This is a genomic window from Glaciimonas sp. PAMC28666 (assembly GCF_016917355.1).
Taxonomy (GTDB): Bacteria; Pseudomonadota; Gammaproteobacteria; order Burkholderiales; family Burkholderiaceae_D; genus Glaciimonas.
Map to the genome: position 1 here is coordinate 1199052 of NZ_CP070304.1, position 24214 is coordinate 1223265.

Consider the following 24214-nt stretch of genomic DNA (forward strand, 5'->3'; position numbering starts at 1 on the left):
ATGACATCTCCTTCCGCAGCAGTCGCCATGCCAATGGCACCCCAAAATAATCCCCTCCTGGATTTTTCCGGGCTCGCCCACTTCGATACGATCAAGGCAGAACACGTTACGCCAGCAATTGCTTATTTGCTCGAGCAGGCAAATATTGTCGTCACGCAACTGGAAGCGCCGCAGGCATCGGTAACATGGGAAACCTTTGTTACGCCGCTGGAAAACGCAACCGAAAACCTTGGGCGTGCCTGGGGTATCGTGGGGCATTTGAATGCAGTGATGGATAGCCCCGAGCTGCGTGCGGCGTACAACGACAATCAGCCAAAACTGATCGAGTTCTCAACGTCGCTGTCCCAAAATCTGGCGTTATTCGACAAGTACAAAGCGCTCGAATCCAGCGCCGACTTTCCGACGCTTTCGGCAGCACGTCAGAAAATCATTAAAAATGCGGTCCGCGATTTTCGTCTCGGCGGCGCCGAATTACCGGATGCCGACAAAGCCCGGTTCGCCGATATTCAGGAAAAGCACGGTGCCTTGACCACACGTTTTTCAGAAAACGTGCTGGACGCCACCAATGATTACGCGCTGTTCGTACTCGATGAGGCTGAACTGGCCGGATTGCCGGACGATGTTAAACAAGCGGCCCGCGCAGCAGCACAAAAGGATAGCAAGGATGGCTACAAATTTACGCTTCACTTCCCGTCCTATTTCCCGATACTCCAATATGCCGATAACCGCGTCCTGCGCGAAAGAATCTATCGCGCGAACGCCACCAAAGCATCGGAACTGAGCGGCAAACCGGAATGGGACAATACGCAAAACATCGTTAGCATTCTCAAGTTGCGTAATGAAGAAGCGACGCTGCTGGGCTTAAAGAATTTCGCCGAATTGTCGTTGGTGCCAAAGATGGCACAAACGCCTGAAGAAGTGATCGCATTCCTCGAAGACCTCGGTCAACGTGCGCGTCCGTTCGCTGAAAAAGACCTGGCTGAATTGCGCGAGTTTGCCGGCACAGAGTTAGGCATTACGCCATTGGAAGCATGGGATAGTACGTATGCCTCCGAGAAATTACGTGAACAGCGCTACGCTTTTTCGGAGCAGGAAGTTAAGCAATATTTCCCGGAAACAAAAGTTGTTCAGGGATTGTTTGCCTTAGTGCAGAAGCTGTTTTCGGTTGAGATCAGCCTTGATCAAGCGCCGGTCTGGCATTCCGATGTGAAATTCTTCAAGATTGAAAAAGAAGGAAAATTGCTTGGGCAATTTTATCTTGATCTTTACGCACGCAGCGGCAAGCGGGGCGGCGCATGGATGGACGATGCGCGCGCACGCCGCAAGCTGGACCATGGCGCTGGCATTCAGACACCTATTGCCTATCTGACCTGTAATTTCTCTGCACCCGCGGTGGTTGACGGTGCTGCCAAGCCAGCACTGTTTACACATGATGAAGTCATCACGCTATTTCATGAATTCGGCCACGGTTTGCACCACATGTTGACGCAGGTCGATGAAATCGGCGTCTCCGGTATCTCTGGCGTGGAATGGGACGCGGTTGAACTGCCTTCTCAGTTTATGGAAAATTTCTGCTGGGAATGGGACGTGCTACAAGAACTGACGGCCGAAGCGACATCCGGCCAACCATTACCGCGCGTACTGTTCGACAAAATGACGGCAGCCAAGAACTTCCAGTCAGGCCTGCAAACCCTGCGTCAGGTAGAGTTCTCCCTGCTCGACATGCATCTTCACGACCAATATGATCCCTCGGGCGACCAGACGGTACAAGAACTGATTAATCAGGTCCGCGAGCAGATTGCCGTTTTCAGCCCTCCGGCGTTTAACCGCTTCCAACACTCGTTCTCTCATATTTTTGCAGGCGGTTATGCTGCCGGCTATTACAGTTACAAGTGGGCTGAGGTGTTATCCGCGGACGCTTATAGCGCTTTTGAAGAACTCGCCAATGGCGGTAACGTGATATCGGCGGAAACGGGTAGCAAATTTCAACGTGAGATTTTGGCCGTTGGTGGCTCGCGTCCTGCTTTGGAATCATTCAAAGCCTTCCGCGGTCGCGAACCAAATATCGATGCGCTATTACGCCATAACGGTATGGCTGCATAAGTTGGCAGTTTTTGTTTGAGCGTTCACTGCTCACACCATGTGCGGGGGTCCTGCCAGATAGCCATGGATGAATGGCTAAAAATGGGCTCTCCAGGGAGGCCGCTGCTTGAATTGTGCTGCCTCCCTTTTATGGTTTTCCTTATGACATGTATTAACGCCTGACCCCGGGCATCACCGGTTTTTCTTATTTTTCTTTGTGGAAACTATTGGCATAATGCGTGAAGCGGTTCGCGGGCGGAAGGTCCCCCGCCCAAAACGTGATATCCCGGCATACAATACGGACTACAACTGAATTGCAATGGCGCATCTATGTATTGGCAAAGCGGCAATTCTTCATACTAGGAAAATAGATGAAATTGGTGGCATCCTTGTTTTCAACGGCAGGTCTTACGGTTTGCCTGGTTGGTCTCGTTGGTCTCGTTAGTCTGTTAACGACCGCGGGCGCACAGGCGCAACTTTATAAATCCATCGGTCCAGATGGGCACGTCACTTATAGCGATATTCCGCCCGCGTCTGGCAAAATCGTTGACTCAAAATCGCGCTCCAATAATACTGATGGTGATGCGGACACAAGCGGCCTGTCGTATGAACTTGTCCAGGCACAAAAAAATAACCCGGTCACTTTATATACCTCCAGCAAATGTATTCCCTGCGACGATGGCCGCAAATTATTGCGTACTCGTGGAATTCCATTTCGAGAAAAAACCATCACTACGAATAGTGACATCGCCCGCTTAAAGGAAGTTGCCGGAGAAAGCCAATTGCCGTTTCTGCAGATAGGCCGAAGCAAGGAAAGCGGTTTTGAAGCGGTTGCCTGGAACGCGGCTTTAAGTCTTGCCGGGTATCCACAAAACAACCAATTACCAAAAACGTATCAAAATGGCCAAAGCACGGCCGCCGCACCCCCTGGAAAAGCGAGTGCTGCTCCCGAAGGTGCACCCACCGCCAGCGAGCAACCCACGCCAACCTCACGACCCGCAACAGGCACTACGACGCCTGGATTTAGATTTTAAGCCGCAGCCAGGACGCAAGACATCAAACACCATGACGCAAATCGATTTCCACACTAACATTCCTGACAAGTTTTTATATACCTGCAGACTCGTACGCAAAGCGCGGGCGTCGCAATGTCAGATCGTGATATTAACCAGTCACGCCGACGATCTCGCTACGCTGGATCGAACGTTATGGACCTTTTCCGAACAAGATTTTTTACCGCATGTGGCTGCAAACGATCCGCTGGCACGGCAAACGCCCATCATTTTGACTTCCGATGAAACTATCGATTTACCGCATCATCAGGTATTAATTAATTTATCCGGTCATACCCCATCCCATTTTGCACGGTTCGAACGCATGTTCGAGATTGTCACTCTTAACGAGACCGACAAAAACGATAGCCGCGAACGTTACCGGTTCTATCAGCAACGTGGCTACCAGCTAAGCCATTCCATCGCCGCTAATGCGTAGCCTGCGCTCAGACGCTGGGTACAGGCACAAGGAAAATCCATGAACAATAACGCGCTAGACGCTGGTATACCACTGTTGACTGAAATCATCGACGGGTGTGAGGATGACTTAAGTGCGGATGACGTAAGCGCGGATGCCACCGATACGAACAGTTGGTCCCAGAGCTTCACGCGCGAAATCCAGACACTTCATCGGAGCGACGAAAGTGAGCGACCGGCACTCCACGCAACGCGTCCGGCGGCAACATTAACCGACAGCGACAGGGAAAAAATTGCGCACGAATTACACGGGAAAATTTTAAGCCAGCTGCAAGATCGGATCGATTTTGTCATCGAGCAACGCGTGCGGGAAAGCTTGGCCGACGTCTTGCAAATTGCCGCGCAGGGACTCACTGAGCAAATCAAAACAGGCCTGCAATCGACTCTGAATGACGTTATTTCAAGCGCAGTGGCGGCTGAAATAGCTAATTTACAAAAAACAAAATTTTAATACCTTAATTTTTCTTATTAATCAAAAATAGTAAATAAATGATTATATAGAAAAAAAATTACATCAAGATTGCGTACCTAAACAATCAAGAATTTCTTACAATACTGCCAATTGGTTTAGTCTATTCGGAGATTCTGTATGAAAGTGATTGTATTAGGCGCCGGTATAATCGGCACATCTTCTGCCTGGTTCCTGAACAAGGAAGGGAATGACGTCACCGTCATTGACCGTCAAGGCGGTGCCGCACAAGAAACCAGCTTTGCTAATGGATGCCAGATTTCTGTTTCGCACGCTGAACCTTGGGCAAATCCGCAGGCACCATTGAAGGTGCTGAAATGGCTGGGCAAAGAAGATGCGCCATTGCTGTATCGCTTTCGCCCTGAATGGCTGCAATGGAAATGGGCGCTGAATTTTTTGCGTGAATGCACGCCGTCACGTACCGCTGCCAACATTCGCCAAATCGTCGCTATTTGTGAATATAGCCGCCAGACATTACTCTCGGTCCGTGCCGAAACCGGTATTGAATACGATCATCTGGTTCGTGGCATTCTGCACTTCTATACAGAACAAAAGGAATTCGACGACTCATTGGCCGCTGCCAGGTTGATGCGCGATTTAGGATGCCCGCGCAACTCCATCAGCGCCGACGAGGTCGTCCGCATCGAGCCATCATTAGCACGCATACGCGATAAAATCGTGGGCGGTGACTACACCGACAATGATGAATCCGGCGACGTCTATAAGTTCACTACCGGACTCGCTGGCAAAGCGCAGGATGCTGGCGTGAAGTTTCAATTCAACACAACGGTGACTCGCTTGATCACTGAAGGACGCGGCGCTAACGCAAAAATTACCGGCGTCGAAATCATCAACGCTGACGGAAAGCACCAGGTCCTGCACGCTGACGCGTTCGTGGTCGCGATGGGCAGCTTTTCCGAACAATTGTTGAAACCGCTCGGCATTAATTTGATGATTTATCCCGGCAAAGGCTATTCGGCCACCTATAAAATCACCAACCCGGACGCGGCACCTAGCGTGTCATTGACCGATGACGGCTATAAACTCGTGATATCCCGTCTCGGCGATCGTTTGCGGGTCGCCGGTACATGCGAATTAAACGGCTACACGAGAGAACTGAACACTACCCGTTGCGAGGCGATTACACGGCGGACCCGTGAGTTGTTTCCAGACGCCTGCGACTATGACAATCCCACCTATTGGACCGGCTTACGGCCCTTGACCCCGTCTAACGTTCCGTATATCGGCAAAAGCAAAATAAGCAATCTCTTCCTCAATACAGGTCACGGCACACTTGGCTGGACAATGGGATGCGGTTCAGGTCGTGCAATTGCAGAAATTATGTCGGGTCGGCAGCCCGAAATTGATTTTGCGTTTGCGGGATTGCCCCGTCGCAATCGACCAACGTCCCTGCAACCTCGCGAAGTGCAGGCCTGATCTCGAAATTAGACTGACTTATTTTTCGCTACGAAGATCGTTATAAGTTAGTGCATAACGCGCATTGAATTCGCCACATGCTGAAAAAAATTGGGTCGATTAAGGGCAGAAGAAACAAAAAACGAGTGATATAGCTTGATGACACAAAGCAATAACGGCAGCGCGATGACCTAACGCAATGGCCCAACGCAATGACCCGACTTTAAGACGCAGCGTTTTTGAACGCCAATTTGAAAGGCCTGACCCGATTAAAGGGTTGGGCCTTTTCTTCGACATGGCCCAGAAATTGCGTTATAAGTCGTACGAGCAAGATTAAGCGCTATTAATGCACCTATATTGTCTCCATTTCGCATCATTTAAGGGCGATGGCTATTTTGGTGCTCGCACTTCAATGGTGGCTGCCTTCTCATCGAACGCAACTCGAGTGACAAATTTTGCGCGCTTCATAGGAAAGCGGGATTGGAAGTGACGCACATTGCCAGAACCTGAAATAACGCGCCTGACAAATTGATAGTACGCGTCCATGTCGATAACATGGGCGACCAAAAAATAATCATAGTCGCCAGAAACGAAATAGCACTGCATTACTTCAACCTCTTTATTCATGCGTAATTCGAATTCCTGCATGTGTTCGTCGGATTGATTATTCAGAGAAATTTCGAGAAATGCCAGCATTCCGTAACCAAGCGCAAACGGATCGACCAGCGCCACGTCGGCGTTAATCACCCCCGCTTCACGTAGGTCACGGATGCGGCGTAGACAGGTTGGTTGTGAAATATGGGCTTTCTCGGCAAGCGTTCGGGTTGGGGTTTGATTGTCGCGCTGCAACAAGTTGAGTAACTTGCGATCGACCTTATCGAGGACATGTTGTTTGGTCATATGGGAAGTGTCAGGGATTCAAAAAAACGCATAAAACCTCTTTGCGAACTGTTTTTTATGATGTACCGTTTGCATGTTCGCAGCAACCTAATAAGCTGCAAACGGAGGAACAAAGTTTTTGAGCGTCGGGTTATATTGCTTTGTAGTACTTAGTATCATTTTAAATCCTCAGGAGAGAAATTCATGCAGATCAAGACCAAAATGATTCCGTTAGTTGGCGCTATTGCGTTGGCACTTGCTGGCTCGGTATTCGCACAAGAAGAGGTTGTAACAATCGGTCACGTTGGCCCGCTCACCGGTCCTAACGCTCACATTGGTAAAGACAATGAAAACGGCGCCAAAATGGCGATCGATGAGCTGAATGCCAAAGGCACCATGATCGGCGGCAAAAAAGTTAAATTCGTATTGGATGGTGAAGATGACGCATCCGATCCTAAGCTCGCTACAACCGTTGCGCAGAAATTAGTCGATTCGCACGTTAATGGCGTTATCGGTCACATGAACTCCGGCACCACAATCCCGGCATCGAAGATTTATTTCGACGCTGGTATTCCACAGATTTCACCATCTGCGACTAACCCAAAATACACACAACAAGGCTTTAACACTGCGTTCCGTGTTGTAGCCAACGATGGTCAATTGGGCGGTACTTTAGGTCGTTACGCTGTCGAAAAACTGCACGCCAAAAACATTGCAGTCATCGATGACCGTACTGCCTATGGTCAAGGCGTTGCAGAAGAGTTCTCCAAAGGTGCTAAAAAAGACGGCGCTGTAATCGTTTCTACGCAGTTCACCAACGACAAGGCAACCGACTTTAACGCAATTCTGACTTCAATCAAAGCCAAAAAACCGGACTTGATTTTCTTCGGTGGTATGGATGCCGTCGGTGGCCCGATGTTGCGTCAGATGAAGCAACTTGGTATTCAAGCTAAATTCATGGGCGGTGATGGCCTGTGTACAACTGAGTTAGCCAAATTGGCCGGCGAAGGCCTGGCAGATGACCAGGTCGTCTGCGCCGAAGCCGGTGGTGTTCCGGATGCTGGTAAAAAAGCGCTGGAAGACTTCAAAGTCGCTTACCAAAAGAAATTCAATCAAGAAGTCGTGATCTACGCACCGTATGTCTACGATGCTTTGATGACGATGGTTGAAGCGATGCAGCAAGCCAAGTCAGCTGATCCGAAAAAATATTTGCCTTTCCTGGCTAAGATCCATCACAAGGGTGTAACCGGCAATATCGCTTTTGATGCAAAAGGCGATATCAAAGACGGCTCACTGACTTTGTACACTTACAAAGGCGGCGTACGTACGTTGCTGGCAGTGACTAAGTAATTAGTTGGCATCGAGAATTTCGGGCGTTGGTTTTAAGTGCTATGCGCAGTTCAGCGCTAATCGTATAAATCGTTTTATTGATTTAACGATGGCACATTTAACCAACGACTGAAAGATCAAAGTAAGACTAACAAAAACGCTCCGGCCTTCATGCCGGGGCGTTTTTTTGTTTGGCTGGCAGGTTTTTCACATTATTTGTCTTCTGGCATTCCTCTAGCGACGTTTCGCCGGTTTTATTGCACTTAACGTAATACCGGCTCCGTCGTTTCGTGCTTAGACTACATATCCATTTTTTGCTTCTGATGATTTCCAGAATTAAAAAAAACTCCTAAGCATGACACTTAAGAGCTACGAAAATTTGCTTGAACCCACTTTGAATCTGACCGTATTTAGTCTTCCAATCATCTGAGCCGTTGTCATGTCAAAGGAAACCGGAGGCCAATCTTCGTCAATTCCAAAAACATTCTATTTAAAAATTGACGCTCACGACTCTACAAAATATGCCGATCGTTTTCCGGATTTACCAAAATTGGCACACTTTTTTTCTTAATCACTCGAACCAAGCAGTCAAATTGAATTGATACCGCTCCTGAGTGCTAAACCGGCTATCTTGATGAATCATCATAACTGGAAGGCCTACGATAGCCGAAGATTATGTCTGGCTTTACATGGCGCAAAAAAATTAATTTTCGACTATTACGATGCGTTACCCGATACCTTTTCAAGAGCAGTACAAAGAGGCGGCGTGTCTCCCTGCGCCTTTAAACATAGGCTTGCGTCATTATCCCAAATCACAGCATTTGCGGTTAGCGTCGGCTTCAAAATTAGTGTCGAAAGGACATTCGTGGTCTTGGTTGGGGTCACCGTGATCACCCCTTCCGTGACTGTAACGGAAGCGACATGAGGTGTCGGCTTAGTCATATTGGGGGGAACCCCATTTTGTTCCGCACCGCATTTTTTCAAGTCTGAAGTCATTTGCAAACACATACCGATAGCGAGCTGGTAAGGCGACGCCATCGCATATGTTTCGGAGAATTTAGCCTTTAACATATAGTTTTGATAGGCGGGCAATGCGACAGCAGCCAAAATTCCAATAATCGCCACCACAATCATCAACTCGATAAGTGTGAAACCCTTTTGTACCTGACGTTTATATTGAGAAAATTTCATGCGTAGACTCCCTGTTGTCTGCACACCCGAAAAGCGGCGCGCTGTTCGCGATCGAACTATTGACTATTTAAAATTATTAGAATAAATCCGCATCAGCGTACTGCGATGATTTACGAGCGCTATTTGCCAGATGTGACACCAAATAGTGATTTAACTATATAGGCAATACATTGCGCATTTCCATGTCGCTCGGGTCATTTAGGTAAATTCCTTAATCTCGATGTCGCGTGCGTACATTCTTGAACCCTAATACCAAAAGCCTTGTCGCGTGGGCTTCTTCCAACAAATTTTTCAGGAGGCGAACCGCCCCAGAAAAGAAAAATTCAGTAAAAAAAACTCCGAAAATATTTCGCCAAATCTGACCGCAGACTAACAATCCGACGTTTGAAAATTCATAGATGCAACCATGCTCGCCTTACTCCAAGCCACGAAAATTCCGCATGTGCTTTCCCCAATTTCATTACGCCGAACCATATTTTTGAGCCGCATGTCTCACCTCTTTTCTTCCCCACGGTAAAAGCAATAATGAATTTCCGAAGCACCTCATTTACAATACCTCTCGCATGCAACATTTCGTGACGAGCACTCAGAGACGATTGCTTTGAAATGATTACCCTCAAATTTAAAATCCTTAGGAGGATCTACGGTGCCAGTTAACACAAACAACATGCCTTTGTCGGCCACCGCTTTGCTGACAGCTTCATTGGCTTTTTCCAGTGCAGCGTTTGCGCAAGAACAAATCGTTACGTTGGCGCAGGTTGGCCCGACTACCGGTCCCATCGCCTACGTCGGCAAGGATTTGCAAAACGGTGCGAACATGGCTGTAGAAGAACTGAATACCAAAGGCCTTAAGATCGGCGGCAAGAAAATTAAATTTGTATTGATGACTGAAGATGATGGCGGCGATCCCAAGCAAGGTACGGCGGTAGCGCAAAAACTTGTGGATGCGAAGGTGCAAGGTGTCATCGGGCACCTGCAATCCGGCACCAGCATTCCAGCCTCAAAGATTTATTACGACGCGGGTATTCCTCAGATTTCACCAGGTACCACTAATCCAAAATACACGCTTCAAGGCTATAACACGGCATTCAGGGTGGTTGCCAATGACGGTCAGTTAGCAGGCGCATTGGGGCGATATGCGGTCCAGACCTTACACGCCAGGAACATCGCCGTGATCGACGACCGCACGGCTTACGGTCAAGGTTTGGCGCAGGAATTTTCAAAGCGTGCGAAGGCGGCGGGGGCAAATATTGTGTCGACCCAATATACCAACGACAAGGCGACCGACTTCAGCGCGATTTTGACTGCAATCAAAGCCAAGAAGCCTGATGTGATTTTTTTCGGTGGCCTGGATGCCGGTGCTGGTCCTATGTTGCGGCAGATGAAGCAATTGGGAATCACGGCAAAAATGATGGGTGGCGATGCAATCTGTACAACAGAACTCCCGAAGCTGGCCGGAGACGCGTTGTCTGACGATCAGGTTATATGTGCCGAGGCAGGTGGAGTTCCCGATGCTGGGCGACCTGCGCTAGATGCGTTTAAAACAGCCTTCAAGGCGCGCTACGGTCACGAGGTCGTGATCTATGCGGCGTACGCTTATGACGCGTTAATGACGATGGTAGATGCGATGCAAAAGGCTAACTCGACAGACCCTAAAATGTATTTGCCTGCATTGGCGAAGATCAACCATAAAGGCGTTACCGGTACGATTGCGTTCGATGCGCATGGCGACATGAAAAACGCCACGCTCACCTTGTATACATATAAAGCCGGACAACGGACTATTATCGGCGTGACCAAATAATCCAATACGCACTTTAGTTCGGTGGAACTGGCGGGCTGATGGTTCAGCTTTGATCGGTCCAACTTTGGCCATCCTTCCAGCGGAAGGATGAGGAATTATCTCGAAAAAAAAGGTACTCATCGGAGTACCTTTTTTACCATTCGTTATGAGCGCTATTTAAGCGTTTTCGATTTGGCAACGAACGCTTATCAAACTTTTGCCGACCGCATATTTCCCATTTATTTCAGCGATAAAATCCACTTAACCAACGTGTGCGCTTCCGCATCGCTGACCTGGGCGTTGGCGGGCATTGGTATTTGCCCCCACACGCCGGATCCACCCTTCAATACTTTTTGCACCAGTTTATCTTCTGCATCGCTTTGCCCGTCGTACTTTTTGGCCACGTCTTTAAACGCAGGACCGACAACTTTATTGCCAATCGAGTGACAGGCCATACAGTTTTTGGCTCTGGCGAGATCTGCATTTGCCATTGCACTACCGGATACTAAAAAGGCGAATACGCCACCCATCAACAAACACCGCTTCATCATTACTTCTCCGAATAAATTACTGCATTGCCCTGGATCAATAGAACAGAATTGTCTCACAGTCCTGCTATGACGGTAACGATCATGGTCGGCAATACAGAGAAAGTTCGAGGGAACTTCAAGGGAGATTCAGTTCGCGCGATTCTCCGCATCGATTCTTCACCGCTAACGTTCATCTCTGACGTATGCGGATACGTAAGAAATCGTCCCCTCATTTTACTAAGCAGCAGCCACCCATCGATTTCCATCCGGACGCATACGTTATTCGGCCTGGACCGATCCTTCGATCGGCCCCTACCATCGACACGTAGATTAGTCCTCGTGCCGCAGATAGCCTTCCGTGCCAGGATCGCGCATGCGTATCGCAACGATCATCGCAATCGCGCACAAGACGGTGACATACCAATAGAAGGTTGATTCCATTCCAATCGATTTAAGTTTTAACGCCACGAATTCGGCCGAACCGCCGAATACGGCATTGCCCAGCGCGTAGGATAGACCCACTCCCAACGCCCGCACTTCCGGCGGAAACATCTCCGCTTTGATCAGGCCACTGATCGAGGTATATAAGCTGACCACTGCCAACGCCAATATCACCAATCCAAAGGCTGCATAAGGATTACTGACATCAGCTAACGCATGCAAGATTGGCACTGTGCTGAGCGTCGCCAGTGCGCCAAACCAGATCATTGAGGTACGACGTCCGATTCTGTCCGACAACGCGCCGAACAAAGGTTGCATCAACATGTAGACCAATAAAGCGGCCGTCATGACCGCGCTCGCGGTTTTGGCGCTCATGCCTGCGGTGTTGACCAGATACTTTTGCATATAGGTCGTGAAGGTGTAAAAAATCAACGACCCGCCGGCGGTGAAGCCAATCACCGTCATAAACGCGACCTTATGCTTCATCAGACCGGCGATGGTCCCTGCGTCCTTGTTTTTGCGTGAGTCTTTAGTCGACGTCTCGTTTAACGAACGACGCAAATATAGCGCCACGACGGCGGCGCCGGCTCCAATCACAAATGGAATGCGCCAGCCCCAGTCTTTAAGTTGTTCTGTCGTCAGCAACTGCTGCAGAATAACCAAAACGAGCACCGCCAGTAATTGACCACCGATCAATGTCACATACTGGAAGGACGCGTAAAATCCACGCTGTCCTTTCAGGGCAACTTCGCTCATATAGGTAGCGCTGGTACCGTACTCGCCACCCACCGACAAGCCCTGCAGCAAACGCGCAAATAATAGCAACGCGGGCGCGGCGGCACCGATGGTGGCATAGGTTGGCAGGAACGCGATCAGGAGGGAGCCTGCGCACATCATCAATACCGAAGTCATCATTGATGTCTTACGCCCCCGTTTGTCGGCGAGACGACCGAAAATGTAGCCGCCAATAGGCCGCATCAAAAATCCGGCAGCAAATACACCTGCGGTATTCAATAATTGCGTCGTGGGATTGTCGCTGGGAAAAAAAGCAGGCGCGAAATAAATTGCGCAAAATGAATACACATAAAAATCAAACCATTCAACGAGATTGCCGGATGAGGCACCCACAATCGCGAAAACACGTTTGCGGCGATCTGCTGCGGGTGAAAGTACTTCCTGTGCTATAGATGTCATCTTATCTTTCATTAAGTGCAACTTTTTATATGCTGTATCGCCCCACGTCTCATAGAAGCCTGCGAGGACTAGCTATCAATTTTAAGGTTTATCGCATGCATTGTAGGACAAACAACTGACCGGATGCTATTCAATATTTTTTTGCGTGGTTGGTGCGTTGGCAAAAATGAACTTCAACGTATCGGACGACTCCAAACTTTCACAAATAACTATTCGCCGGCCGCTGTTACGCCGCTCCCATTGAGCCGATCTTGTTTTGGCGACCAGGGAGATTGGCAGGTTGGCCGGTAATCGTCACGGTACAAATACCCTCTTTTTATTCAAGACTTGTGTAAGATCAAATAATTATAAGAGCAGGTGCCGATCATGCACGATGGAGATAACGATGTATAAGCGGTGCAATCTCAGGTTAATAATACTTTCATTGAGCACGTTTTTTGTGTTTTCTGCCCAGGCAGCTGAAATCGATTTTTCATCAGATCAAGACTTCGCAGAAATCAACCTCAACATAAGAGACCAGGCACAGGAGGACTCGGAATTTGTAGCCCTTAGTGTGAAACTCACTCCCGTTGCACTGTACCGCCTTGCGGATATTACCCGCAACGCGCCGCATGAAGACCTGACAATCAGTCTGGATGGTAACGTCATCAGTACGATTAAAATAAACGGGGTAATTAAAAGCCCCCATCTCAAGCTGAGCTTAACCCGTAAGATGGCTCGCGATGTCTTCCCGAGTCTTCTCGCAACGCCGGTGTCTTCGGTTTCCCTGTCGGGCTTCTCGATGCCCCAGTGGGCACAAGGAACGTGGACAGAAAGTCTTTCTCCAGAGGTGCCGAATATAAATTACGCCACCGACGAAGTTCTTTCCGTTTCCAGTAAGACCTTAAATGCATCGACCTGCAAGCGGGCCAATCACACCATTGTCGCCACGAACGATTCAGTCGTTGAATTACGCATTGATCGGCGCAATAAATGCGTGCTTGATGACATACCGGTTAGCAAAGTTATTCTCACGAGAACCACCGAACCCGCACGCATCGTGATTTCTTTATATGCGATAGGCAGCGATTTTAGCGGGCCTCCAACCAAAGAGAATACTTATCGCCGCTGATGACGATCCTCTGGGCAGTTCGCTGGAAGTCCATTGTTCAGACATCAATTATTAAGATTGCCGAACAGCAATACTCGATAGTAATATGAAGATCGACGCTACAGCATCGACTATTGTAGTGAGACTCACGTTGGTGTCTTCCACCAGAAAATGTCTTCTACATTGTGGCCTATCAGGCCACCCTCCGATCAATCTTACAAAGGATCCCTCAATCGTGAACCGTATTATGACTAGAACTCTCATTGCCGCAGCAGCTCTGACGATGATTTCCGGCACTGGCAATGCTGCAGACGCTTCACAAACATCCCACTACGCAACTACCATGCAAACCGCGATTAACCCCTTAACGTCTGGCATCGATATGCAGAACGCCGATACGGCGGTGCGGCCTCAGGATGATTTCTATAACTACGTCAACGGAACATGGTTGAAAAAGACGGAGATACCCGCTGACAAATCGTCGTGGGGGTCTTTTTATGAATTACGTGAGAACTCCTTAAATGAATTACGGACCATCGTCGATTCCGTCAGCAAAGATACAGCCGTGAAGCCCGGCACAAACGAACAAAAAATTGCGGACGTGTACGCCAGTTACATGGACGAACCGACGCTGGACACCCTGGGCGTTACACCATTAAACAGCCAATTTGCGCTAATTGATGCGCTGCAAGATAAAAAACAGGTCGCTGGCATGATTGCCTATTTATCCCGCATAGGCGTCAAAGTCCCTTACGACATCGGCGTTCACCAGGATGCCAAGGATTCGACCAAGGTGATTGTTGACCTCGGTCAAAGTGGCTTGGGGCTGCCGGATCGGGATTACTATCTCAAGGATGATGACGTCAAGCTAAAAGAGGCACGCACCAAATATCTTGCGCACATAGAGAAGATGCTGACGCTGGCTGGCGATAAAGCCGCGGCACACAATGCTTCAAGCGTCCTTACCCTCGAAACCGCATTAGCAAAAATACAGTGGACCAAGGTCCAAAATCGCGATCCGGTCAAAACGTATAACAAAGTGGAATTAAATCAGCTGGCAACGTTAGCGCCGCATAACAATTGGAACAGCTATCTCACGGAAGCCGGACTGAAAGACAAAATTTCTTACGTCGTCGTCAGTCAGCCGAGCTACATTGAAGGTTTCGATCAGGTGCTGGAAACGACCTCTCTGGACGCGTGGAAGGCCTATTTTAAATGGCACGTCTTAAGTAGATTTTCCTCCGCATTGTCCAAGCCCTACGTGGACGAAAACTTTGCGTTTTATGGAAGCGTATTGCGCGGTGTACCGCAGAACGAGCCACGCTGGAAGCGCGGCGTAAAAATGGTGGAGGATACCGTTGGTGAAGGTTTGGGCGAATTATACGTTGCCCAATACTTCCCACCAGAGAATAAAGCACGCATGGAAATGCTGGTCAGTAATCTGATCGCGGCCTATAGAGAAAGTATCCACACGCTGGATTGGATGGGACCGGCCACCAAACAACAAGCGGAGAAAAAGCTAAACACGCTCATGACCAAAATCGGCTATCCAAATAAATGGCGTGACTATTCCACACTGACGATCAAGAAAAATGATCTGGTCGGCAATATTATTCGCGCTAACGAGTTTGAATATCAACGCAATATCAACAAATTAGGCAAACCGGTTGATCGCGATGAATGGGGCATGACGCCACAAACCGTCAACGCTTATTACAATCCGGAATTGAATGAGGTGGTGTTTCCTGCTGCTATCTTACAGCCGCCATTTTTCAACGCCAAAGCTGACGATGCGGTCAATTACGGCGGTATAGGTGCTGTAATTGGACACGAAATCAGCCATGGTTTTGATGATCAGGGCAGTCAATACGACGAGGTCGGCAATCTGCGCGATTGGTGGACCAAAGACGATCACGAAAAATTCGCAGTCAAAACCAAAGCATTGGTTGCCCAATACAGCGCTTATAGTCCGGTTCCTGGATATAAACTCAATGGCGAACTGACCTTGGGCGAAAACATCGCGGACAATTCGGGGTTGACCATCGCCTATAAGGCATATCAATTGTCCTTGGCTGGAAAGGCCGCACCAGTGATCGACGGGATGACCGGCAATCAACGTTTTTACCTTGGCTGGGCGCAGGTCTGGCGCGGCAAGGTACGCGATGCGCAAGCAATCGTGTATGTAAAAACCGACCCGCACTCTCCCCCACAATTCCGCGGCAACGGCACGCTCGAAAACCAACCGGGCTTCTACAGCGCGTTTGACGTCAAACCGGGTGACAAGATGTATCTGGCTCCAGGGCAACGCGTGATTATGTGGTGATGAAAATCAAATAAAAATGCTATAAATAAACTGCTGATGGCGGCCAGTAAGCGTCAGGCCATCAGCAGTCGACGCTATTTCGCGTGTGCGCCTGCGGAAAAGCAAAAGTAAATCCTGGCAAACACGGCCTTAAGATGAACCCCAACAATGAAGCAATTAAGCCACCCAGCTACCAAGCCGCCAGCATTCCCCCTTTAAACTCTGTTTCGACGAATCTCTTCACCTCGTCGGACTGATACGCCTTAAGTAATTTAGGCAACCATGGTTGATCCTTGTCCTTTTCCCTTACCGCAATTAAGCACGCATAGGGGCCGTCGCCGCTTTCAATCACCAGACTATCGCGAGGGGGATTAAGCCCAGCCTTAACTGCGTAGTCGGCGTTGATGGCAGAAGCATCAAGGTCGTCAAGCGTACGCGGCAATTGCGCAGCATCAATCTCCACGAATTTGAATTTTTTAGGATTATCGATGATGTCGACAATCGTCGCGTTCACGCCTGCAATCGGGTCGATACCGGTTCGCAATTTGATAACACCCTGCTTTTGCAAAAGTAACAGCACCCGACTTTCGTTAGCCGGATCATTCGGGAGGCCAATTTTGGCGCCGGTTGGCAACGCTGCGAGCGTCCGGTATTTTTTCGAATAAATCGCCATTGGCCCAATTATCGTGCGCCCGACGCCGACTAGCTTGTAACCGCGCGCTTTAATCTGCGCGTTCAAAAACGGCCGATGCTGGTAAGCATTGGCATCAAGCTCTCCTGCGTCCAGTGCTGCGTTGGGTTGTATGTAATCGTTAAACTCAATGATCTGCAGCTTTAAGCCGGGCTGACGTTCCAGGACCCGTTTTGCCACTTCCAGAACCTGTGCTTGCGGCCCGCTGGTAGCACCGATTCTGATGATTTTATCTTCAGCGAAGACATTGATACTCGTTACCAGTAATAGCAACACTGAAATCGCAGAAGCAAGCCGACGAAACATAATTTTCCCCTTATAAATTGTATTCAAAATTATTTTTATGACAGCGTTTACACTGATTTTTACGGTGTTTTCTTGATTTAAAACGAATCGCACAGAGACCCCACAGACACGGGCGCGAAGCGCGCGCCTCGAAAAATGCTGGCTCTGCCAGATAGGATTTATACGGCGACATCCTGCGCAGCGCGTTCACGAACCTGCGCGCGATAGCCTGCGGAGATATGTTTCGCGGACAGACGATTGCCACAACCAAAAATTTTCTGGCGCAGCGACCCATCCTCGTATTCGGTTTTATAGATGCCGCGCTGCTGTAATACTGGAATGACCAGATCAACAAACGCTTCAAAGCTTTCCGGGCTGACCGTGCGCGTCAGATTAAAGCCATCGATATCGGTATCGCGTATCCAATCTTCCAGCGCATCGGCAACCTGTGATGGCGAGCCGACAATCGTGGCATAACGCCCGCCCAATGCCAGTTGCTCCAACAATTTGCGCTTGGTCCAGTCCAATTCGGGATTAGTGACGGTCTTCACCAGAGATTCGATCGCATTATTCTTCACAGCACGAATTGGCTCGTCCATGGCATATTTTGAAAAGTCGATACCTGTACCACTGGAAAAATGCGCCAGACCTGCTTCCGGACTGGCATAAGCGGTATATTCTTGAAACAGATCCCACGCTTCCTTTTCGGTCGGTGCCACGACCACGGTCAAGCCCATGAAAACCTTTACATCATTGGCCTCACGGCCTTGTGTTACAGCAGACCGACGAGCCTCGGTGACGAGCTTGCGCGCTGCTTCTTTGGTCTGGCTGGAAATAAAAATACATTCGGCGTGGCGCCCCGCGAAGACTTGCCCACGACCAGACGAACCGGCCTGATACAGGACCGGAGTACGTTGCAATGAAGGTTCGCTGAGATGGATTGCCTCGACTCGATAATAGTCTCCGCGATGATCAACTTTATGGACCCGATCCGGTTGCGCATAAATACGGCGCTTACGGTCGCGTAAAACAGCGTCATCCTCCCAGCTACCTTCCCATAATTTATAGACAACTTCCATGAATTCATCGGCGCGATCGTAACGCTGATCGTGATCCAGTTGCGTCGATAAGCCGACTGCCCTGGCCGCGCTTTCCAGATAACCTGTGACAATATTCCAACCTATGCGTCCTTTGGTCAGATGGTCCAATGTCGACAGCTTGCGCGCAAACAGAAAAGGCTGTTCATAACTCAGATTCGCGGTAACGCCAAATCCAAGATGTTCAGTGACATGCGCCATCGCCGAGATCAACATCATCGGATCGTTGACAGGAAGTTGAATCGACTCCCGCAGCGTCAAATCGACCGAATCCTGGTACACGTCATACACCCCAACGATATCGGCGAGAAACAGTCCATCAAACTTGCCGCGTTCGAGCAATTTTGCAAGATCGGTCCAATACGCAATATCATTATAATTTTCGGATTGATCGCGCGGATGCGTCCATAGTCCATGGTTGATATGGTTCACGCAGTTCATGCTAAATGCGTTAAGAAGAATTTTCTTTTTTTTCATTTTTGATCGCTCGACGGCTTCTCGTCCGTCATAATTTTTAAAAGAATCAATTACATGGTGAAGTATCTAAATGGCGCCATGACGTGGAGGCTTTTTACCGTTGAGATAATAATTTCCGATAGCGAAATACTTCCATCGTACGGGGTCATGCAATGTATGGGTTCTAGCGTTACGCCAATGACGGTCAAGGTTATGCTCGGCCAAGGTCGATTGTGAGCCTGCCAGTTCAAATAGTTTGCTACCGGCCAGCAGTGAAATCTCGGTCGTCAATACGCGCGCTTCGGCTACCGCTATGGAGGCCGCAGCGACGCTTTCCTCATCAGGATGCGCCGCCGCCTGATCGACCCAGCGACCTGCCCTTTCCAGTAGTGCCTCTGCAGCATGCAGGTGGATGGTCAGATTACCGACTTCGTGAATCGTCAGCGGATCTTCGGAGGCACGCTGAACACCACTATCGACCCACGGTCTGGATCTGCTTCGTACAAAACCAATCGTCTCAGTAATCGCCGCCCGTGCCAAACCCAAATCAATTGCCGCATGCAGAAGTTGTGCTAATGCGCCAACGTGGGTCGGTCTTTCGAACGCAGCCTGAAACGGCACCACATGATTTGCAGCGACGGCGACGTTTTCCAATACGACCGAGCCGCTGCCCGTGGTGCGTTGACCAAATCCGGACCAGTCATCGATAATCGTCAAACCGTCAGCATTACGCGGAACAATCGCCAGTTGTTGCACGCCAGCGTCATCGATCACAGAAGTCGGGATCCAATCGGCGTATAGCGCACCGGTTGCATAAAACTTGCGGCCATTAATACGAAAGCCCTTGCCATCGGCAGTTAATCGCGTTTTACGGTCTTGTGACGTTCGCGTGCCGATTTCTGCCAAAGCATTCCCTAGCCGGTCTCCTTGCAGTATCCTCTCGAAAAAGAATCTTTTCTGCGATAGGTTTCCGTTCACCTTTAAAATTTCAACGGCATAAAAGTGGTTCTGCGGAATTTGACCGATGGAACCATCTGCACTGGAAATGATTGCAATAACTTCGGCCAGTGTCACATTTGAAACGCCAGCGCCACCGTATTCTTTGGGAACTGAAATGGCCCATAAGCCGGAGCAGACGTAGCGCTCTAACTCGCCCCACGGCAACTGTCTGTTTTGATCGCGTAGGCCGGCGTCGACTGCAAACTCAGCGGCAAGCGTTCGTGCAATCTGCAATGCCTCATCATCATTAGCGATTCTGGTAACGACACGGGAAACCGACTTTTTATCGATAATCTGGTGCGCTTCTGGGACTAAAAAAATCGTACTGTTGGGCATCGTAAGTCAATTCAAAAAACGGTAAAGTAGCAAAACAAAATGCGCCGGCCGGCAACCTGTGCTGGCCTTAAGCCCATCAGCTCCAGGCGTGACGAGGCGGCGAAATTTGATTCAGATAAAAATTTCCGACCGAAAAATACTTCCATCGAACTGGATCATGCAGTGTATGAACCCGCGCATTACGCCAATGGCGATCAAGATTATATTTAGCCAGCGTGGCTTGCGATCCAGCCAGTTCAAACAGCTTTTCACTGGCTTTTAATGCAATTTCTGTCGTCAAAACTTTGGCTTCTGCGACATCAATCGAGGCCTGGGCCATCTGTTCGAAACTGATCGGCAAGACCGCTCGGTCAAGCGTATCCGCGGCACGTTCCAACAACGCTTCCGCAGCATGTAACTGTACAAATAATGCGCCGATAACGCGAATGGTAAGCGGATCCTCAGCTGCACACGAAGCGCCACTGTCGACCCAGGCCCGTGTATTCTCCTGCAAAAATACGACGGTATCTTCTAAGGCTGATCTGGCAATTCCGGCGTCGATTGCAGCCTGTATTAATTGCGAAACCGGTCCCGTGTTATTGGCGCTATCGTTAATTTTGTCGAGCGAAATGATGTGTTGCTGCGGTACCCGCACGTTGTCGAATATCACCGTCCCGCTTGCGGTGGTTCGCTGACCAAATCCAGACCAATCATCAATGACGCTTAACCCAGCGCTGTGTCGCTCGACAAACACAAAGACACTGCGCCCCGCTTCATCCAGGGCCTTGGTGGGAATCCAATGCGCAAATAAAGCACCGGTTGAATAAAATCGTGTGCCGTTTAACAGATAATCGCTGCCATCGCTGTTGTCCGATTTGGAAATACGCGTTCGAACGTCGAGCACGTTTTTACTGGTACGTTCCGGGCCCGCATTTCCGAGCCGCACGCCACGCAAGACCGCGCCATAAAAGTATGCTTTCTGGCGTAGGGTGCCGGCCTGTTCCAGCACGTTCAATATCCCGAAATGATTTTGCGGTATTTGTCCAAGGGCTGGATCGGCCACCGAAATGATGCGGACTACCTCTGCCAACGTGGCCCAGGACACGCCTGCGCCACCATACGCTTTAGGCACGGTAATCCCACCCAGACCACTCGCTGAAAAACGCGCAATCTCGGCGTTCGGCAAACGTCGCTCGCGATCACGTAGCGCGGCCTCCTGTCTGAAATACTGCGCAATAAGGTGTGCCGCCTCGATTGCTTCCGCATTATCTTGTATTCGATGTGCCGCGGGAAGCTCTTGCAATACCGTCACATCCGATATTTCCTTATCGACGTCTTGCAGTGTGATGTCGGACATAACTAACCTCTTCAAGTTGCATCTATTGCTGTCCACTGTTGCCGTCAACGCCACAACGAACGTAAGTAAAGGCCGTTGCGCTATTAAAACAAAATCTCGCGCTAATCAGAACGAAGAATTTTGCATTTGCTAGTACGAAATCAGCATGACGCGGAGCATAAGATACCGGCGGCGGAAGCGACTAGATACGTCAATGCGTGGCCGTAAAGCCGGCTATCCATTCAGTTTGCAGTAAACTAGCTTTTTTGCTGCCAGCAAAACACCAGGCGGATGAGATAAGTTGACGTTTTTTCGACTTCCCCGAGCCTGGCTTTTTTATCATAGGAGCTCTTTTTGCCACAACATCCGATGTCTGCTTCAGTTACTGAAATGCCGCTCAACCGTACGCAATTCGACTTGCAGCCGCTATTTGAACAAGTCCAAAATATCCGCGACCTCGGTGGAAAAATTACCTCTGATGGGCGACGGATTCAAACCGGGCGGCTGCTGCGTAGTGCCAATCCGGGACTCGCTACTGCGGCAGATATAACGCGGTTGCAGCGCTTTAATATCGATGTGGTAATCGATTTTCGTACAGAGGGAGAAAAAAAATTATTAGAAACGCCGTTTGCGGAAGTGTTCAACTGGGTCGCCGATCCGATCATGGTTGGGAATCTGTCGCAACGCTCTGATTTATTGGCATTGAAAAATGGCACAGCGCAGGACAGCCGCGCATTTATGATCGCACTCTATCGTGACTTTCCCCTTCAATACCAGGCTCAGTACCGGCGCTTTTTGCAGCTGGCAGAAAAGAATCGCAATATCCTTTATCACTGCACCGCTGGTAAAGACAGAACCGGTTTTGCGAGTCTTTTGTTGCTGTCCGCGCTCGGAATCGATCACGCTGACATCATTGCTGACTATCTCGAGTCCAATCGCACGAATACCGCCGGTAACGCGCAGTTACTGGAGCAGGTAAACAAACTCGGACTGTCGGCCGAGGTAATGGTGCCCCTACTCTCGGTAGAAGCGGCCTATCTTGACGCCGCCCAACAAGTGATCAATGACGATCATGGCGGAATGCAGCATTATCTTGAAATTGTATTAGGAATTGATGCAGCGTTGATTCGAGAGAATTATTTAGAATCGGTATAAACATTTTAGCTTTTCATGTTCGGCATGGGGATGTGACGTTTCTGCTACGGTTTCTTTCGAATTGCGGTCTGGTAAAGTTATCGCCATGGTTACTAGTGATTTTCCGATGACATCTATGTGATAATCCTGTTGTCTTTACAATTGTGGTCAGCTTAAAAGAATGTTGGACTTACGGCGAATGCAGTTCGGCGCTTGGATGGGGATATTGATTATTCTATTGAGCGGGTTCGCGCCTCTGATTTCGCAAACGCTGGCTGCCACAAGATCTGGCAGTAACCACAAAGTTCCCATAAGAAATATTTCTCAAGAAACACCTCTCGGCGTAACGCACAGCGCCCAGAACCCGAGTACCCATGACGCCATGACAGTTGCGGCAGTTTCTGCTGCCACCGGATCATCCATCGAACATCATGCGGTGTATAAAAATACAAAAATACCCGGTTTGCAATGCGCTCATGATGAGCAGACAAGTCATCATGGACACCGTGGTCAGGATGCCTGCGGTTACTGTAATCTCCTTGCGCATAGCCCTTTCGTAATCAGCACGCTGCCGCTACCCGCTGTCATGAGCGAGGTTCATCATACTTTTATTGCGGCACTCCGCGTAGCATTTCGCCCACACACTGTCGCCGCCGCAAGCCGTCCACAGCCACCGCCGCTGTCATAAGACTGAGTTTTCGACATCTAGTCGTGCTTTTCGTCTTTTTTTCCCGACAATTTTTTTCACCCTTTTTTCTCGATAGAATTTTAACTATGCGAAACGCACTTACTCGTGCGGCGTTTGGGCTTGCCATGGCAAGTCTGGCGCCACTTGGTCACGCACATGCTATAGCGGGCGACCGCGTCTTTCCAGCAACAATGGCGGTCGACGACCCCGGCGTCGGCGATGAATTAGATTTTCAATTTGGTCATATCAGGACGCCGAACGACGACGGCAGCAGCACCAGCGTGAATAGTACGTCGGTCAATTACGCCAAAACCATCACCTCTAATCTGGCGATCAGTGTTGGTACTAACTACACGACGCAGCGCTCTGCGGGCGATCCCACTGTCAAGGGTTTAGACAATTTGGGTCTCGGGATTAAGTACATGGTGTATGTCAATCCGGTCCATGAATTCATGTTATCCGTTGGAGTCGATAGTGATATTGGCGGCACCGGCAGCAAGGCAATCGGTAGCAACTATTCTACCTATACGCCGACAATTTACGCTGGCAAAGGATTTGGCGATTTGCCTGATGCGCTGCGTTGGCTCAAGCCGGTCGCCATCACGGGAACGCTGGGACAGCAATACGCGAGTAACAGCAGTGTTCCGAATGCCGTTAATTGGGGAATGACATTGCAATACAGCTTGCCGTATCTGCAATCCTTCGTCAAAAACATTGGTTTATCCAAACCTTTCGCCAACATGATTCCTGTGATTGAGGTCGCCATGAGTACTTGCACTAGCGGCAGTTGCTCCGGTCATACCACGGGTACGATTAATCCCGGCGTTATATGGGAATCACGGCTCGGTCAGATCGGCCTGGAGGCCCAAATCCCGGCCAACAGCGCTAGTGGCCATGGCGTCGGGGTGCTGGTTCAGACTCACTTTTTCTTCGATGACATATTCCCGCGATCTGTCGGCAAACCCATTTTTTAAAGAT

At 49.4% G+C, this 24214-nt stretch carries 20 protein-coding genes; 12 read left to right on the plus strand and 8 right to left on the minus strand.

All coding sequences use genetic code 11. The features are described from left to right. From JQN73_RS05030 to JQN73_RS05050, 5 genes are all read left to right on the plus strand, one after another. On the plus strand, positions 1 to 2103 hold the full coding sequence (locus JQN73_RS05030) for a M3 family metallopeptidase (RefSeq protein WP_240162435.1): 2103 nt from the start codon (positions 1 to 3) through the stop codon (positions 2101 to 2103). A gap of 350 nt (positions 2104 to 2453) precedes the next feature. Continuing rightward, a complete protein-coding gene (locus JQN73_RS05035) occupies positions 2454 to 3116 on the plus strand; it encodes a glutaredoxin family protein (RefSeq protein ID WP_205322032.1) in 663 nt (220 codons plus the stop codon). Positions 3117 to 3147: 31 nt separating this feature from the next. After that, positions 3148 to 3573: a DNA polymerase III subunit chi gene (locus JQN73_RS05040; RefSeq protein WP_205322033.1), complete on the plus strand. Its 426-nt coding sequence runs from the start codon at positions 3148 to 3150 to the stop codon at positions 3571 to 3573. Between the two features lie 39 nt (positions 3574 to 3612). Further along, the gene (locus JQN73_RS05045) at positions 3613 to 4062 is read left to right on the plus strand and encodes a hypothetical protein (RefSeq protein WP_205322034.1); all 450 of its coding nucleotides are present in this window, start codon (positions 3613 to 3615) and stop codon (positions 4060 to 4062) included. Between the two features lie 138 nt (positions 4063 to 4200). Beyond that, positions 4201 to 5517: a D-amino acid dehydrogenase gene (locus tag JQN73_RS05050; protein WP_205322035.1), complete on the plus strand. Its 1317-nt coding sequence runs from the start codon at positions 4201 to 4203 to the stop codon at positions 5515 to 5517. 369 nt (positions 5518 to 5886) lie between these two features. Here JQN73_RS05050 and JQN73_RS05055 read toward each other — a convergent pair whose 3' ends face one another. Further along, entirely contained in the window at positions 5887 to 6396 is a 510-nt protein-coding gene (locus JQN73_RS05055; protein WP_205322036.1) for an Lrp/AsnC family transcriptional regulator, read from the minus strand. A 183-nt stretch (positions 6397 to 6579) separates the two neighbouring features. Between JQN73_RS05055 and JQN73_RS05060 the strand changes: the two genes are divergently transcribed. After that, positions 6580 to 7725: a branched-chain amino acid ABC transporter substrate-binding protein gene (locus JQN73_RS05060; protein WP_205322037.1), complete on the plus strand. Its 1146-nt coding sequence runs from the start codon at positions 6580 to 6582 to the stop codon at positions 7723 to 7725. A 696-nt stretch (positions 7726 to 8421) separates the two neighbouring features. Here the strand turns inward: JQN73_RS05060 and JQN73_RS22705 are convergent. Further along, entirely contained in the window at positions 8422 to 8895 is a 474-nt protein-coding gene (locus JQN73_RS22705; RefSeq protein ID WP_304607806.1) for a prepilin-type N-terminal cleavage/methylation domain-containing protein, read from the minus strand. Positions 8896 to 9562: 667 nt separating this feature from the next. Between JQN73_RS22705 and JQN73_RS05070 the strand changes: the two genes are divergently transcribed. Next, positions 9563 to 10699: a branched-chain amino acid ABC transporter substrate-binding protein gene (locus JQN73_RS05070; protein WP_205323193.1), complete on the plus strand. Its 1137-nt coding sequence runs from the start codon at positions 9563 to 9565 to the stop codon at positions 10697 to 10699. A 218-nt stretch (positions 10700 to 10917) separates the two neighbouring features. On the opposite strand, the gene JQN73_RS05075 is transcribed toward JQN73_RS05070, so the two are convergent. Beyond that, complete coding sequence (locus JQN73_RS05075; protein WP_205323194.1) at positions 10918 to 11226, minus strand: c-type cytochrome; 309 nt, start codon at positions 11224 to 11226, stop codon at positions 10918 to 10920. 312 nt (positions 11227 to 11538) lie between these two features. Then, positions 11539 to 12843, minus strand: a complete 1305-nt coding sequence (locus tag JQN73_RS05080) for an MFS family transporter (protein ID WP_205322038.1) — start codon at positions 12841 to 12843, stop codon at positions 11539 to 11541. A 424-nt stretch (positions 12844 to 13267) separates the two neighbouring features. Here JQN73_RS05080 and JQN73_RS05085 point away from each other — a divergent pair, with 424 nt between their 5' ends. Beyond that, positions 13268 to 13954, plus strand: a complete 687-nt coding sequence (locus tag JQN73_RS05085) for a hypothetical protein (protein WP_205322039.1) — start codon at positions 13268 to 13270, stop codon at positions 13952 to 13954. Between the two features lie 226 nt (positions 13955 to 14180). Then, positions 14181 to 16256, plus strand: coding sequence for a M13 family metallopeptidase (locus JQN73_RS05090; protein WP_205322040.1), 2076 nt, complete (start codon positions 14181 to 14183; stop codon positions 16254 to 16256). 169 nt (positions 16257 to 16425) lie between these two features. On the opposite strand, the gene JQN73_RS05095 is transcribed toward JQN73_RS05090, so the two are convergent. From JQN73_RS05095 to JQN73_RS05110, 4 genes are all read right to left on the minus strand, one after another. After that, positions 16426 to 17232: a MetQ/NlpA family ABC transporter substrate-binding protein gene (locus JQN73_RS05095; protein WP_205322041.1), complete on the minus strand. Its 807-nt coding sequence runs from the start codon at positions 17230 to 17232 to the stop codon at positions 16426 to 16428. A 158-nt stretch (positions 17233 to 17390) separates the two neighbouring features. Further along, positions 17391 to 18785, minus strand: a complete 1395-nt coding sequence (locus JQN73_RS05100; RefSeq protein ID WP_205322042.1) for an LLM class flavin-dependent oxidoreductase — start codon at positions 18783 to 18785, stop codon at positions 17391 to 17393. A gap of 66 nt (positions 18786 to 18851) precedes the next feature. Further along, positions 18852 to 20099, minus strand: coding sequence for an SfnB family sulfur acquisition oxidoreductase (locus tag JQN73_RS05105; protein WP_205322043.1), 1248 nt, complete (start codon positions 20097 to 20099; stop codon positions 18852 to 18854). Positions 20100 to 20175: 76 nt separating this feature from the next. Then, entirely contained in the window at positions 20176 to 21420 is a 1245-nt protein-coding gene (locus JQN73_RS05110) for an SfnB family sulfur acquisition oxidoreductase (protein WP_370551350.1), read from the minus strand. Positions 21421 to 21768: 348 nt separating this feature from the next. Between JQN73_RS05110 and JQN73_RS05115 the strand changes: the two genes are divergently transcribed. From JQN73_RS05115 to JQN73_RS05125, 3 genes are all read left to right on the plus strand, one after another. Continuing rightward, positions 21769 to 22569: a tyrosine-protein phosphatase gene (locus JQN73_RS05115; RefSeq protein ID WP_240162436.1), complete on the plus strand. Its 801-nt coding sequence runs from the start codon at positions 21769 to 21771 to the stop codon at positions 22567 to 22569. A 178-nt stretch (positions 22570 to 22747) separates the two neighbouring features. Further along, a complete protein-coding gene (locus JQN73_RS05120) occupies positions 22748 to 23236 on the plus strand; it encodes a DUF2946 family protein (protein WP_205322045.1) in 489 nt (162 codons plus the stop codon). An 86-nt stretch (positions 23237 to 23322) separates the two neighbouring features. Further along, the gene (locus tag JQN73_RS05125; RefSeq protein WP_240162437.1) at positions 23323 to 24210 is read left to right on the plus strand and encodes a hypothetical protein; all 888 of its coding nucleotides are present in this window, start codon (positions 23323 to 23325) and stop codon (positions 24208 to 24210) included. Positions 24211 to 24214 lie beyond the last annotated feature (4 nt).

Excerpts from the sequence above, each read along its gene's own strand:
- JQN73_RS22705 (WP_304607806.1), bottom strand. The coding sequence starts at position 8,895 with ATGAAATTTTCTCAATATAAACGTCAGGTACAAAAGGGTTTCACACTT.
- JQN73_RS05075 (WP_205323194.1), bottom strand. The coding sequence starts at position 11,226 with ATGAAGCGGTGTTTGTTGATGGGTGGCGTATTCGCCTTTTTAGTATCC.
- JQN73_RS05070 (WP_205323193.1), top strand. The coding sequence starts at position 9,563 with ATGCCTTTGTCGGCCACCGCTTTGCTGACAGCTTCATTGGCTTTTTCC.
- JQN73_RS05045 (WP_205322034.1), top strand. The coding sequence starts at position 3,613 with ATGAACAATAACGCGCTAGACGCTGGTATACCACTGTTGACTGAAATC.
- JQN73_RS05090 (WP_205322040.1), top strand. The coding sequence starts at position 14,181 with ATGACTAGAACTCTCATTGCCGCAGCAGCTCTGACGATGATTTCCGGC.
- JQN73_RS05030 (WP_240162435.1), top strand. The coding sequence starts at position 1 with ATGACATCTCCTTCCGCAGCAGTCGCCATGCCAATGGCACCCCAAAAT.
- JQN73_RS05095 (WP_205322041.1), bottom strand. The coding sequence starts at position 17,232 with ATGTTTCGTCGGCTTGCTTCTGCGATTTCAGTGTTGCTATTACTGGTA.
- JQN73_RS05050 (WP_205322035.1), top strand. The coding sequence starts at position 4,201 with ATGAAAGTGATTGTATTAGGCGCCGGTATAATCGGCACATCTTCTGCC.
- JQN73_RS05125 (WP_240162437.1), top strand. The coding sequence starts at position 23,323 with ATGCGAAACGCACTTACTCGTGCGGCGTTTGGGCTTGCCATGGCAAGT.
- JQN73_RS05100 (WP_205322042.1), bottom strand. The coding sequence starts at position 18,785 with ATGAAAAAAAAGAAAATTCTTCTTAACGCATTTAGCATGAACTGCGTG.
- JQN73_RS05080 (WP_205322038.1), bottom strand. The coding sequence starts at position 12,843 with ATGACATCTATAGCACAGGAAGTACTTTCACCCGCAGCAGATCGCCGC.
- JQN73_RS05105 (WP_205322043.1), bottom strand. The coding sequence starts at position 20,099 with ATGCCCAACAGTACGATTTTTTTAGTCCCAGAAGCGCACCAGATTATC.
- JQN73_RS05120 (WP_205322045.1), top strand. The coding sequence starts at position 22,748 with ATGCAGTTCGGCGCTTGGATGGGGATATTGATTATTCTATTGAGCGGG.
- JQN73_RS05060 (WP_205322037.1), top strand. The coding sequence starts at position 6,580 with ATGCAGATCAAGACCAAAATGATTCCGTTAGTTGGCGCTATTGCGTTG.
- JQN73_RS05040 (WP_205322033.1), top strand. The coding sequence starts at position 3,148 with ATGACGCAAATCGATTTCCACACTAACATTCCTGACAAGTTTTTATAT.
- JQN73_RS05055 (WP_205322036.1), bottom strand. The coding sequence starts at position 6,396 with ATGACCAAACAACATGTCCTCGATAAGGTCGATCGCAAGTTACTCAAC.
- JQN73_RS05035 (WP_205322032.1), top strand. The coding sequence starts at position 2,454 with ATGAAATTGGTGGCATCCTTGTTTTCAACGGCAGGTCTTACGGTTTGC.